The organism is Nonomuraea polychroma (genome assembly GCF_004011505.1).
GTDB lineage: Bacteria > Actinomycetota > Actinomycetes > Streptosporangiales > Streptosporangiaceae > Nonomuraea > Nonomuraea polychroma.
In genome coordinates, this window is the sequence record NZ_SAUN01000001.1 from 11,131,437 (window position 1) to 11,144,127 (window position 12,691).

General features: G+C 69.6%; 13 protein-coding genes. 9 read left to right on the forward strand and 4 right to left on the reverse strand.

All coding sequences use genetic code 11. From position 1 onward, the window contains the following. Window positions 1-106: 106 nt before the first annotated feature. Window positions 107-1,612, forward strand: a complete 1,506-nt coding sequence (locus tag EDD27_RS51965; RefSeq protein WP_127940060.1) for a M28 family peptidase — start codon at window positions 107-109, stop codon at window positions 1,610-1,612. A 63-nt stretch (window positions 1,613-1,675) separates the two neighbouring features. Here the strand turns inward: EDD27_RS51965 and EDD27_RS51970 are convergent, their stop codons facing one another. Together EDD27_RS51970 and EDD27_RS56155 are read right to left on the reverse strand one after the other, a co-directional pair. Then, window positions 1,676-2,329 carry a DinB family protein gene (locus tag EDD27_RS51970; protein WP_127940061.1) on the reverse strand — a complete coding sequence of 218 codons (654 nt, stop codon included), beginning with the start codon at window positions 2,327-2,329 and terminating at the stop codon, window positions 1,676-1,678. A gap of 31 nt (window positions 2,330-2,360) precedes the next feature. Then, window positions 2,361-2,567 carry a hypothetical protein gene (locus EDD27_RS56155; RefSeq protein ID WP_206642039.1) on the reverse strand — a complete coding sequence of 69 codons (207 nt, stop codon included), beginning with the start codon at window positions 2,565-2,567 and terminating at the stop codon, window positions 2,361-2,363. An 87-nt stretch (window positions 2,568-2,654) separates the two neighbouring features. Between EDD27_RS56155 and EDD27_RS51980 the strand changes: the two genes are divergently transcribed. Both EDD27_RS51980 and EDD27_RS51985 read left to right on the forward strand, forming a co-directional pair. Next, on the forward strand, window positions 2,655-2,852 hold the full coding sequence (locus EDD27_RS51980; RefSeq protein WP_127940062.1) for a hypothetical protein: 198 nt from the start codon (window positions 2,655-2,657) through the stop codon (window positions 2,850-2,852). A gap of 108 nt (window positions 2,853-2,960) precedes the next feature. Further along, the gene (locus EDD27_RS51985) at window positions 2,961-3,707 is read left to right on the forward strand and encodes a CbrC family protein (protein ID WP_164904161.1); all 747 of its coding nucleotides are present in this window, start codon (window positions 2,961-2,963) and stop codon (window positions 3,705-3,707) included. Between the two features lie 460 nt (window positions 3,708-4,167). On the opposite strand, the gene helR is transcribed toward EDD27_RS51985, so the two are convergent. After that, window positions 4,168-6,318 carry an RNA polymerase recycling motor ATPase HelR gene (gene helR / locus EDD27_RS51990; protein WP_127940064.1) on the reverse strand — a complete coding sequence of 717 codons (2,151 nt, stop codon included), beginning with the start codon at window positions 6,316-6,318 and terminating at the stop codon, window positions 4,168-4,170. A 198-nt stretch (window positions 6,319-6,516) separates the two neighbouring features. Beyond that, window positions 6,517-7,758: a glycosyltransferase gene (locus tag EDD27_RS51995; protein WP_127940065.1), complete on the reverse strand. Its 1,242-nt coding sequence runs from the start codon at window positions 7,756-7,758 to the stop codon at window positions 6,517-6,519. A gap of 494 nt (window positions 7,759-8,252) precedes the next feature. Here EDD27_RS51995 and EDD27_RS52000 point away from each other — a divergent pair, with 494 nt between their 5' ends. The 6 genes from EDD27_RS52000 to EDD27_RS52025 all read left to right on the forward strand — a co-directional run bounded on the left by EDD27_RS52000 (window position 8,253) and on the right by EDD27_RS52025 (window position 12,501). After that, the gene (locus EDD27_RS52000) at window positions 8,253-8,576 is read left to right on the forward strand and encodes an Rv3488 family transcriptional regulator (RefSeq protein ID WP_241564717.1); all 324 of its coding nucleotides are present in this window, start codon (window positions 8,253-8,255) and stop codon (window positions 8,574-8,576) included. A gap of 103 nt (window positions 8,577-8,679) precedes the next feature. Then, a complete protein-coding gene (chrA, locus tag EDD27_RS52005) occupies window positions 8,680-9,915 on the forward strand; it encodes a chromate efflux transporter (protein WP_241564718.1) in 1,236 nt (411 codons plus the stop codon). 199 nt (window positions 9,916-10,114) lie between these two features. Further along, window positions 10,115-10,372, forward strand: coding sequence for a hypothetical protein (locus EDD27_RS56160; RefSeq protein ID WP_206642040.1), 258 nt, complete (start codon window positions 10,115-10,117; stop codon window positions 10,370-10,372). Then, window positions 10,369-11,028 carry an SRPBCC family protein gene (locus tag EDD27_RS52015; protein WP_127940066.1) on the forward strand — a complete coding sequence of 220 codons (660 nt, stop codon included), beginning with the start codon at window positions 10,369-10,371 and terminating at the stop codon, window positions 11,026-11,028. Before EDD27_RS56160 ends, EDD27_RS52015 begins: the two co-directional genes overlap by 4 nt. 46 nt (window positions 11,029-11,074) lie before the next feature. Then, entirely contained in the window at window positions 11,075-11,755 is a 681-nt protein-coding gene (locus tag EDD27_RS52020) for a DUF998 domain-containing protein (RefSeq protein WP_127940067.1), read from the forward strand. 74 nt (window positions 11,756-11,829) lie between these two features. Continuing rightward, window positions 11,830-12,501: a DNA alkylation repair protein gene (locus EDD27_RS52025; protein WP_241564719.1), complete on the forward strand. Its 672-nt coding sequence runs from the start codon at window positions 11,830-11,832 to the stop codon at window positions 12,499-12,501. Window positions 12,502-12,691: the final 190 nt, after the last annotated feature.

Below are 12,691 nucleotides of genomic sequence, written 5' to 3' on the forward strand. Positions count from 1 at the left end.
CCGCTGTGCGGCACTGCACCTCTAGGCGAGCCCCTTTTGCGGGGTTACGTTCCTTACAGCACCATCTCGGGATCTTCCGCCCTCGACCTCGGATGGAGGCGCCGCCATGCTGCTCACCTGCAGAAAAGGCGTCATACTCACAGCGATCGCCACTCTCCTGTTATCCCTGCCGGCCGCGCCCGCTCAGGCCGCAGCCCCGCCGGACATCCCACTGGCCAACGTGAAGGCGCACCTGGCCCAGTTCCAGTCCATCGCCAACGCCAACGGCGGCACCCGAGCCCACGGCCGCCCTGGCTACCTGGCCTCCGCCAACTACGTCAAGGGGCTGCTGGACGCCGCCGGATACACCACGACGCTCCAGTCCTTCACCTACAACGGCGCGACCGGCTACAACGTCATCGCCGACTGGCCCGGCGGGAATCCCGACGACATCCTGATGGTCGGCGCGCACCTCGACAGTGTCACGGCCGGCCCCGGCATCAACGACAACGGCTCGGGCAGCGCGGCCATCCTGGAGAGCGCCCTCGAGGTGTCCCGTCAGGCGCTCCAGCCCACCAAACACCTGCGTTTCGCCTGGTGGGGCGCAGAAGAGCTGGGCCTGCGCGGATCGCAGTTCTACATCAACAACCTGCCGGCCGCCGAACGCGCCCGCATCAAGGGGTACTTGAACTTCGACATGGTCGGCTCTCCCAACGCCGGATATTTCATCTACGACGGCGACAACTCGGACGGCACGGGTGCCGGTCCAGGACCTGCCGGATCGGCGGCGCTGGAGCAGACCCTCCAGAGCTACTTCACCTCGATCGGCGTGCCGACGCGGGGCACCGACTTCGACGGCCGCTCCGACTACGGGCCGTTCATCGCCGTGGGCATCCCGGCGGGCGGCACGTTCACCGGTGCGGAGGGCATCAAGTCCTCGGCGCAGGCCGCGCTGTGGGGCGGCACGGCCGGGCAGGCGTTCGACGTCTGCTACCACCGCGCCTGCGACACGACCGCCAACATCAACGACACCGCGCTGGACCGCAACGCCGACGCGATCGCGCACGCAGTGTGGACGATCGGCACGGCCGTGCCACCGGTCGTGGTCTGGCAGGACACCTTCGAGACGGCGACCGGCTGGACCGCCGACCCGAACGGCACCGACACCGCCACGCTCGGCCAGTGGGAGCGCGGCGACCCCGAGGCCACCACGTCCTCGGGCGCCAAGCAACTGGGCACGACGGTCAGCGGCACGAACGACCTGGTGACCGGCAGACTGGCCGGCTCGTCGGCAGGCGCCTACGACATCGACGGCGGCGTCACCTCGATCCAGTCGCCGCCGATCACGCTGCCTTCGGCGGGCGCGCTCAACCTGTCTTTGTCGTGGTATCTGGCGCACGGCTCGAACTCCTCCAGCGCCGACTACCTCAGGGTCCGCGTCGTCGGCAACACCACGGCCACGGTGTTCCAGCAGGCAGGCGCGGCCACCAACCGCAACGGCTCCTGGGCCACGGCCACCGCGAGCCTGAACGCCTTCGCGGGCCAGACGGTCCGCATCCTCATCGACGCCGCCGACGCCTCCACTGCCTCACTGGTCGAAGCCGGCGTCGACGACGTCAAGATCACCCGATAGCTCCTCGGGGGCGCGCGGGGCGACCGCCCCCGACCCTGGTCATCGACGTGCGGTGCCGGCAGGTCAGCCGCGGCCGCGTGGTACGCCGTACCAGCGCCAGTTCTCCCGGCGGGGGCGGTCAGGCGTCTCGATGCGTCCGGTGGCCCACAGAAGGGTCGACCACGGAGTATCGGTGATGGGTACGTCGGGGAACAGCCTCCTCAGGGCCCGCTCACTCAGGTCCTGGGGAGGCTCCAGGACAAGGTGCATTCCCTGAGCAATGTCGTGCGTGTGGACGAGGGTCTCGACGACGCCCATCGCGGCGAAGCCCTCCGGGTCGGAGGCACCGAAAACGTGCGGGGCCAAGGTGGTAGGGGCGGCGGTGTCGACGGCGGTTGCGAGCAGTCCGCCGCACGCCTCCACGATGGTCAGGAGTCCCTCAGGCCCTGCCTCGCGGTCGCCGAAGATGACATTGGCCGGCCCTTCGGGCCGATCACGCGAGATTCGCAGCGGCACGCGCGGCACGTCCATCGGCTGCGCGAGCCCGAACCGCAGGGCATAGGTGAGCAGGTCGTCGGCGAGGTGCTCGAGGGTCTCCCAGCACGTCCACTCCAGGTCGCCGGCCCGGACGTGCCATCGGTCCGCAGGGATGCCGGTGAGGCTGTCGACACAGTGGGCGACGGCCTGGCGCACGTGCTTCCCGCTCACCAGCATGTGCGGCTCTCCGGACTGCGGCATGCGGCGAGCCTACAAGGCCGGGTCGACGGCTTCACGCGAGCCTTCGACTGGCCAGCAGCGCCAGCGCGGGAAGGCCGGCCAGCGCGGCCGTGACGGTGACAGTGGTGCTTCGGGACGGCGCGCAGCGCCGCCAAGGGCCGCCACCTGGCCGCCCGCCCCGCCCGCCGGCGTCGCGCACCTGCGTGGCGAGGACCTGGCGATGTGGAGAGGCAAAGCCGTCGACGATGTCAGCAAACATGAGCAAGCACGTCGCCCACTTTGCGTCACGGGGGAGGCGTACCGGGACCGTCCGCCCAAGGCGAAGGGCTGGCAGCAGTCGGGCGAGATGAGATTTCACAGCCCGACCGGTGTGCTGGAGTTCTTCGGCGACGGCGGTGACCTGCTGGGCGATGTGACCGCCGCAGGAGCTGGCTCCTACCGGATCCGCGCCTATGTCCGGGGGGTCGAGCGCGCCCCGGATTTGGACAAGGCGGAGGCAATCAGGGAAGTGCTGATCGTCGTCTTCCCCACGGCGCCGCGGTGACCCGCGGAACAGCGTGTGTTCGGTGCAGTGTGAATGCCGGTGGTACCTGATCATGTCCTGACCGTTCCACACCGGATCCCTTTCCCTCCGGCCCCTATATTTGCGTCCATGCCTGGCGCACCTTTACAGCCGTCCCCCTTCCCCCTGTTCGCGGCGCCGCTGAAGGGGGCCGCCGAGTACGCCGGACCTGGTCGCTGCTCCTTGTGCGCGCTGGAATCGGACGCCGTCTTTGAGCTCGGCATCGGCGCCGATGTCATCCACGAATGCGCGCACTGCGATCGGTCATTCGCGGTGGCGGCCGACGAACATGAGACGGCCACGGTGGTCTGTTCGCACTGCGGAGCCACAGTGCCGGCGGCCGGTCTGAAAGATCCGGTGGTCTGTGTCTCCTGCCTGCGCCAGGGTAAGGCGGCCCTGACCAAGGACACCGAATACGGAATGGTGCGTTGGGAGGACGCCATGCGCGGTCGCACCCACGGCGTGCCCGGTCTTCGCCACGCCTCCGGGTTCGAGCTCGACACGCCTGACAACGACGGCTGGGCCGGGGTCTTCATCTCCACGGAGACCCTTCTCGAACTCGTGCGCACGCCGACGTACTCGACCTGGCAAGAAGAGAGATGGCTGTTCTGCTGCAGCCAGGCCATGACGTACCTCGGCGAGTGGGGCAAGGACGACTTCTTCGCCTATGATCCCGAGGATCCAGAGAGCGCCTTCCTGATGACCATGCGCGAGAGCGACACGGAAGGCGTATGGGAACATCTCCCCGACCGCTTCCCCGCCCATACCGAGCTCGGCTCCCACGTCTTCGCCTGCCGCACGTGCAACGGCCGCCGCGGTCACCTGGACCTGGGATAACGCACCGACAGCCCGCGCGTAGGACACTACGCTGCGCGTCCGACATGCCTGGACGTGCGGCAGCATGATCGAATCGTTGAGGCGTGGATGGATACTTGGTCGTTTTCGCGTGTGCGGGCTGCGGTGCCGTTTTACCGCGAGGGCGCCGCGCGTCGCGCTCCCTGACCATGCCGGCCAGCAGTACGGCCATGGCCTGGTGGACGCGCCGGTGGACTCCCTGTTGTACGGACCCGCGGAAGAGATCGGGGTCGCGCCGGGCGATGTCTGCGGAACCGTCCGGGAGCGGTGTGACGGCTGCTGCGGCCTGGACAGCATCGAGGGCCCCGATTGCCGGGTGGTCGGCTGGGAGGAGATGGGGGAGGAGTATCCGGCTACGTCGCCGGTCACGCCTTTCCGGCGATTCCGGGTCCAGGAGCGCCTCCAGCTCGGCCGCCGGGAGTGGGCGGACGGCCGACCGGCGTCAGGTGCTCGTGAGGATGACGAGTTGCTGGGTCGCTCGGGTCATCGCGACATAGCGGTCGACCGCCCCTTCGATGCCCTGGCCGAACGTCTCTGGGTCGATGAGGACGACCAGGTCGAACTCGAGCCCCTTCGACAGCTCCGGGGTCAGCGAGCGGACGCGGGACGTCTCCTGGAACGTGGGATCGCCGATGACGCAGGCGGTCCCGTCTGCATGCCCGGCGAGCCAGGTGTCCAGGATCGAGTCCAGATCCGAAACAGATCCGTGTACGACGGGGACGCCGCTGCTGCGGATGGAGGTCGGCACGTTGGCGTCCGGGAGCACGGCCCGGATGACCGGCTCGGCCTCCGCCATGATCTCTTCCGGCGTCCGGTAGTTGATGCTCAGAGAGGCCAGGTTGATCCGGTCGAGTCCGACCCGCTCGAGCCGTCCCTGCCACGACTGGGTGAACCCGTGCCTGGCCTGGGCACGGTCCCCGACGATGGTGAAGCTCCGGGACGGGCAGCGGAGCAGCAACATCTGCCACTCCGCGTCGGTGAGCTCCTGAGCCTCGTCCACGACGATGTGCGCGAACGGGCCGGCGAGCCGGTCCGGGTCGGCGCCGGGCAGTGCGGTCTCGTCGACCAGCGTGTTCCGCATGTCCTCGCCGCGCAGCATCGTCACCAGACCCTCACCGTCGTCATCCGCCTGGAGCAGGTTGTCGACGACCTGCGCCATGCGCTCGCGCTGGGCGGCGACGGAGGCGGCATGCCGACGCTTACGTCGCGCGGCCTCCGGGTCGCCGAGCCGCTGCCGTGCCGCGTCCAGGAGCGGCAGGTCGGACACCGTCCAGGCCTGGGCGTCCGCGCGCTGCAGCCGCCGTACTTCGCCGGGGCTGAGCCAGGGAGCGCACATCCGCAGGTAGGCGGGTACGGACCACAGGTCTCCGACGAGGTCAGCCGCTTCGATCAGCGGCCACGCGCGGTTGAAGGTCGTGAGCAACTCCCTGTTCCGCAGCAGCGACTTGCGGAGCAGGTCGGCCGAGACGTCTTCTTCGTCATGCTTGTCCGCCAGGATCGTCAGCAACTCCTCCCAGATCTGGTCGCGCGCCTCGTTGTGCGGCGTACCAGGCTCTGGTGCTTCGAACGCCTCGGCCCAATCGTCGGCGCTCAGCCAGATGTCGGACCAGTGCGTCGTGACCGTCATCCCCTTGGTGGGCGGGTTCTCGTAGAACCTGACGGCCGGCTCGATCGCCTTCACCAGGTCCGCGGACGCCTTCAGGCGGGCCACGTCCGGGTCCGTCTCGATCGCTGCTGCGGCTCCCTCGGCTACGAGGTCCCGCAGGGTGCAGGTCTGCACGCCCTCCTCTCCGAGGCTGGGGAGTACGTCGGCCACGTAGGCCAGGTACGGCTGGTGCGGCCCGACGAAGAGCACGCCGCCCCGGCGGTGACCGAGGCGAGGGTCGGAGTAGAGGAGGTAGGCGGAGCGGTGCAGAGCGACGACGGTCTTCCCCGTACCCGGACCGCCGTCGACGACGAGAGCCCCGCGGGACCCGGCGCGAATGATGGCGTCCTGGTCGGCCTGGATGGTGCCGAGCACGTCTCGCATCCGGGGCGACCGGCTGCTGCCCAGGCTGGCGATGAAGGCGGACTGGTCGTCGAGCGCGGCGTGCCCTTCGAACCCGTCCGAGGTGAACACCTCGTCCCAGTAATCGCTGATCCGGCCACGGGTCCAGCGATACCTGCGGCGGCTCGCCAGGCCCATCGGGTTGCCGTGGGTGGCTCCGAAGAACGGCTCAGCCGCGGGGGAGCGCCAGTCGAGCAGCAGCCGACGACCCGCGCTGTCCGTAAGGCCAATGCGTCCGACGTACACGGGCTGGGGGGCGTCTGCGAAGACCATGTGTCCGAGGCACAGATCCAAACCGAAGCGACGCAGTGTGCGCAGGCGAGCGGTCAGCCGGTGGATCTCCAGGTCCCGGTCCAGCGCCTGCCGGCCGGCGCCGCCGGGCGCCTTGCGCTCGGCATCGAGGCGGTCGGACAGGTCGGCGATCGACTGCTGGAGGCTCTCCGCGATGGCCGCGAAGTGCTGCTCGTCGCCGGCGATCAGCGTCGGATCGGCCTTGGGGGAGAGGTGGTCGGGAAGGTCGAACGCGCTGGTAGTCAAGGGGTTCACGTCTTTAGCTCCGATCTGAGGTCGCGTGCGACCATTGCGAACCAAGGCGTCTGGACCGGCGTGTCGAATCTGGTGGCCATGGCATGGCGAGCGACGCTCCGCCTGACGCGGACCCCGTGGCCGTTGTCGGTTCAGTTCGCCAGGGTTTGCGGGTTCTCGTGTTCTGGTGGGTCCTGGCGCTTGACGATCCCGCGTGGTTCACGCGGACACGGGCGGCCTTTCCCGGCTGACCGCATCGAGCAGTAGCTTCGCGGCCACCGTCGCCCCGTCGGTGCGGATCATGCCGGCCACGGCGGCTGCTCGTGCGCGGGTCTCGGGGGTCAGGGCCGTCTTGAGCGCGGCCGACAGGGACGCGAAGGTCGGAGTGGGACCGTCGTGTGCCGCGCTGATGCCCAGGTCGGCCACCCGGCCGGCCCAGTAGGGCTGGTCCGCCAGTTGAGGTACCACCACCTGAGGCGCGCCGGCCCGGGTGGCCGTCGTCGTGGTGCCCGCGCCGCCGTGGTGCACGACGGCGGCCACCCGGCCGAACAGTGCCTGCTGGTTGACCTCGCCGACGACGAAGCAGTCGTCCTGGTCGTCGATCAGGGTCAGGTCGGCCCAACCGCGGGCCACGACCGCGCGGCGGCCCTGCGCTCGGATCGCCTCGATGGACACCTGGGCGGCGTCCGTCGATGCGCGCATGGGCATGCTGCCGAAGCCCACGTACACCGGTGGTGTGCCGGCGTCCAGGAACGCCATCAGCTCGGCCGGGAGCGGGCGAACGTCGGGCAGGATCCACGCGCCGGTCTGGACGACGTCGAGGTCCGGCGTCTCCTGCCACGGGTCCAGGATCGGGTCCGTCGCCAGCCACGGCTGGTCGCCGATGACGTAGTCGCGGACGTTGTCCACCGGCGGCAGGCCGATCGACGCCCGGTTGGTGTTGAGCGCCGTACCGAACAGCGCGTTGATGCTCTGGGCGTCCAGGTCCCACAGCACCCGGTTGTCGGTCACCTCCGGCGGGAACGGCCGGCCAGGATACGCCAGCGGCGGGTGGTGCGGCGACGGCAGGGTGAGCTGCTGGAAGGTCACGGACACGGAGCGAATGCCCAGTTTCTCGGCCACCGACCGCGCGCCGGCCGCGGCCGGCATCATGCCGGTCGCCACCAGCGCATCGCACCCCTCGGCCGCCGCGGTCACCGCCTCGAACTGGCTGGCGATCACCTCGGCCGCGCGCCGGGGCAGATCCGCCGGCGACGGCGGCGGCCCTCCGGTCGTCAGCGCGCGCGCCGACTGGCCGACCGGCACCAGTGGCACGCCGACACCGGCCAGCCGCTGCGCGAACTCCTCGTCCGGCGGCGCGCACATCCGCACCTCCGCACCGAGTTCCCGCAACCGCACCGCGAGTCCCGCGATCGGTTCGACGTCCCCTCGCGACCCGTACGTCGACAACAACACACGCATTCCGCGTCCCCCGTTTCCGCAGCTTCTGGCCTCGGCCGACGATTCTGCGGCATGACCCGGGTCTTGCCGCAAGCCCCCCGGTGCGCTATACGTTGAGAGTGGAAAGGAGCGGGTGCTCCGTTCCCCCTTCATCGTCCGCTGTGTGACGGACAACCCCTTCGCGAAGCGGCGGCGCGCGCCGCATGCAGTAAACCCGGCTATGCCGTCACGGGTGGCCAGAGCTGCACTCTGTAGAGGTCGATCCGGCCCCTGGCCCAGGGCTGCCTGTGGGCATGCCGTCCGCCACCTCAGTGATGAGAAATTCCGAGCCCTGGTGGATGCGCAGGCTGTCGTGGGCACTGGTGCGGATGACTGCCATGTGGGTTTGCCTTTCCTGCCGTCGGGGAGACCCCGGCGCGTACGGCGTCTCGTGGAGCATGGCAGGAGATGGCGACATCGCGAGCCGATATCGGTTTCGTCCTATGCTGAAGGGCCGATGACGTCGAGCCGGGGCGGTGACAAAGGGGATGCGGGAGTTCCTGCGCGGGGCGGTTCGGCTGCACATCCTGCACCATGCGGCCGAGGAGGACATCCACGGGGCGTGGATGACCGAGGAGCTCAAGCGGCACGGGTACGCGATCAGCCCCGGCACCCTCTATCCGACGCTGCACCGGCTCGAGGCCGACGGGCTGCTGGTCTCCCACCAGGAGGTGGTCGACGGCCGGGTGCGGCGGGTGTATCGGGCGACCGAGGCGGGACGGGCGGCGCTGGCCGAGGACCGCGCCGCACTCGCCGAGCTGGCTCGCGAAGTCCTCGGCCACGAAACACGAGGAGCGTGAGCGCACTCGGCACGGGCGGGCCTGCGCATGACGGATGAAGGTGCCAGAGTAGTATCGCAGACCGATATCGGAGTCCGTCATATCCGGTGAAGGGACCGTTTCGGTGAGCGAGCACGACCCCGCAGACCCGTCTCCGGCTCCCGGGGAGGGGCGTCCCGGCGACGCCGACCCTGCCGGCCAGGACCAGCACACCGGAACGTCCGGATCCGTACGCGAGGTGGCGCTGATGTTCCTGAAGCTCGGCACCATCGCCTTCGGCGGCCCCGCCGCGCACACCGCGATGATGCGCGACGAGCTGGTACGCCGCCGCGGCTGGGTCAGCGACCAGCGATTCGTCGACCTGATGGGCGCCACCAACCTCATCCCCGGCCCCAACTCCACCGAACTCGCCATCCACCTCGGCTACGACCGAGCCCGCTGGCGTGGCCTGATCGCCGCGGGGCTGTGCTTCATCCTCCCGGCCGCGCTCATCGTCACCGCGCTGGCCTGGGCGTACGTCACCTACGGCAGCACCCCCGCGGCCGAAGGACTCCTGTACGGCATCGTCCCCGTGGTGATCGCGATCATCGCGCACGCCCTGTTCGGCCTGCTGCGCACCGTCGTCAAGACCATCTGGCTCGGCGCGCTGGCGGTCGCCGCGCTGGCCGCTTACCTGCTGGGCGTCAACGAACTGCTCGTGCTGGCGGCCGGGGCGCTGCTGGCCGGTGCGGCCCGCGCCATGCGCCGCCCGCCCCGCCCGGACCGGATGCAGGGCGTGCTGGCCGCCCCACTGCTGACCCTCGGCGGCTCCCCGCTGTTCCCGGATCCGACCGGCGGCCAGCTCGTCCAGCTGTTCCTCACCATGCTGAAGATCGGCTCCGTGCTGTACGGCAGCGGGTACGTGCTGCTGGCCTTCCTGCGCGGCGACTTCGTCGACCGGCTCGGCTGGATCACGAACCAGCAGCTCATCGACGCCGTCTCCATCGGCCAGGTCACCCCCGGCCCCGTGTTCACCACCGCCACCTTCCTCGGGTACGTGATCGCCGGGCCGATCGGGGCGTTCCTGGCCACGGTGGCCATCTTCCTGCCCTCGTTCGTCTTCGTCGGGTTGCTCACCAAAATCACCGACAAGCTCCGCTCCAGCGAGTGGACCTCAGCCCTGCTCGACGGCCTCAACGCCGCCGCGCTGGCCCTCATGGCCGGGGTGTCGTTCCAGCTCGGCCAGACCGCCATCATCGACTGGCTGACCGCGGGCATCGCCGTGGTCACGCTCGTGCTGCTGTGGAAGACCAAGCTCAACAACGCCTGGTTCATCGCCGGCGGTGCCCTCATCGGCCTCGCCCACATCCTGCTGAGCTGAACGGTGGCGGCATGGTGCTGCCGTCCAGTGCACGCCAGGCCGTCGCTTGCGTACCCTTCACCTGCGCTGACGCCACGAGGCGTGCATCATCCTCTCCGTGGGCAACGCCGAGCTTGCATCACCGGGACGGCTGCGCACTCTCTCCCGGCTGTTCATCGAGCGGAAGCACTTATTCAGCCTTGACTTATATAAGTCGTGGGTGAGATTGTTGCCCCGGGCACGAGCGGGACGTGCTCGGCCGCGCGGTCGCACCCCGGCGCCCGTACGGCGTCGGCTCCGTACCACTCGGGAGGTCGGCATCCAGCTGGAGCGCTTGCGCCGGTTCTGGAGCCGGCGCCTGGACGCGCTGGGCTCCGAAGTCGCGCGCGCCCGGCGCGAGCGCCGCCACCCGCTTGACGACACGCCGTCCGCGGAGGGGCGGCCCGACTCGGACAACGAGGAGGAAGAAGACGAATGATCGACATCGTCAACCAGATCAACGCCACCCACCGGGAGATCGGCAACCAGGCGGTCGCCGCCGGCGCGGGGCGCTCGCTGCTGCTGCGGCGCACGTACGACGCCTCGATCGAGGACGTGTGGAGCGCCTGCACCGACCCCGACCGGATCAGCCGATGGCTCGCCCCGGTCGAGGGCGATCTGCGGCTCGGCGGCACCTTTCAGCTCAAGGACAACGCCGGCGGGGAGATCCTGCGCTGTGAGAAGCCCCATCTGATCAAGGTGACCTGGGCCTCGGGGGAGGGCATGCTCACCGAGGTCGAAGTGCGCCTCGCGCCCGGCGGCGACGGCGGGACCGTCCTGGAGTTGGAGCATGCCGCGCCCGCCGGGATCGTCGACGAGATGGTGCGCACGTACGGGCCCGACACCACGATCGGCATCGGCGGCGGCTGGGACCTCACGCTGCTCGGCCTCGACCTGTTCCTGCGCGGCGTCACGTTCGACCCCGCTACCTATGGGGACACGCCCGAGGTGAAGGAGTTCGCTACCGCTGGTTGCCACGCGTGGGGGCCCGCGGTCCAGGCCGCCTGGGGCACCGGCGACGACGACATCGCCGCGGCCGTCGCGTTCGCCGTGCAGCACTTCGCTCCCGGGCCCGGCAGGGACGGCAACGGCTGACCCGCCGCGCGGTGGGTCGTCCCATTCTCATGAGAGGAGTAGACCGATGACCGAGAACCTCACCACCACAGCGGCCGGCGGGGCGACGCGGACGCTGCTGATGTGCGGCATCGTCGCCGGCCCGCTCTATATCGTCGTGGTCCTGCTGCAGATGCTCACCAGGGACGGGTTCGACATCAGCCGGCACCCGGCCAGCATGCTGAGCAACGGTGACCAGGGATGGATCCAGATCGCCAATTTCGCGATCAGCGGCCTGCTGTTCGTGGCGGGAGCGGTCGGCCTGCACCGGGTACGGGGTCCGGCGGGCCGGGGCGACATCTGGGGGCCGCGGCTGGTCGGCGTCTTCGGCGCCGGGATGGTCGCCGCCGCCTTCTTCTCCGCCGACCCCGCCGATGGCTTCCCGCCGGGGACGCCCCTCGGCCCGCCCACGAGCATGAGTACGCACGGGATGGTGCACTTCCTCGTCGCCGGGCTCGCCTTTCTCGCGCTGATCGCCGCGTGTTTCGTGTTCGGCCGGCGATTCGCGGCGGCCGGTCGCCGCGGCTGGGCGGCCTTCAGTACGGTGACCGGCGCGCTCTTCCTGGCGGCCTGGATCTCGATCTTCGCGTCGCAGGGCTCCCGGGTGGCCAATGTCGCCTTCGCCCTCGCCATCGCGCTCGTCCTGGCATGGACGTCGCTCCTGGCCACGCACCGGCTGACTCGGCCCGGCGCGGCGGCACCGGCCTGACCCTCGGCGTGCGTGCGCGACGGGAGGCCGACATCCGTAGGGTGAATCTCGCACGTGATGGACAGGAGGCAGAGGTGGCCGAGACGATGGTGGCGGAGGTGATGGCCGAGCTGGCCGAGCTCGAGGACCCGAAGATACGCGAGGTGAATGAGAGACACGGTGACGATCACGGTGTGAACCTCGGCAAGCTGCGCGCGCTCGCGAAGCGGCTGAAGACGCAGCAGGAACTCGCGTGCCGGCTCTGGGAGACCGATGACACCGCGGCGAAACTGCTGGCGATCCTGATCTGCCGCCCGAAGGCGTTCGAGCGTGACCAGTTGGACGTCATGGTGCGCGAGGCGCGCACTCCCAAGGTGCACGACTGGCTCGTGAACTACGTGGTGAAGAAGCACCCGCAGTCCGAAGAGCTGCGCCTGGCCTGGTCCGCCGATCCGGATCCAGTGGTGGCGAGTGCCGGCTGGGCGCTGACCACCGAACGCGTGACGAAGAAGCCCGAGGGCCTCGACCTCGAAGGACTGCTCGACGTCATCGAGGCGGAGATGAAAGACGCCCCGGATCGCCTGCAGTGGGCGATGAACCACTGCCTGGCTCAGATCGGGATCGAGCACGCCGAGCACCGCGCCCGTGCACTCGACATCGGTGAGCGCCTGGAGGTGCTCAAGGACTACCCGACTCCCCCGAACTGCACGTCTCCGTTCGCGCCCATCTGGATCACCGAGATGGTGCGCCGGCAGCACGACAAGTAGGAACGTTCGCGCTCACGCTCGTGCCGCCACTGCCTCCGAAGGCGGCCTCCGATACGAACCGGCCGTGAGGGGCCTCACGTCGTCCTGGTCAGCGGCCGTTGGCCCGTCAACGGCCTGCGCAGGCAGACCGCGGGGTGATTTTTTGCTGAGCGGACGGCCGGAATTGGCAAATCTCACGTCGGTAGCACAC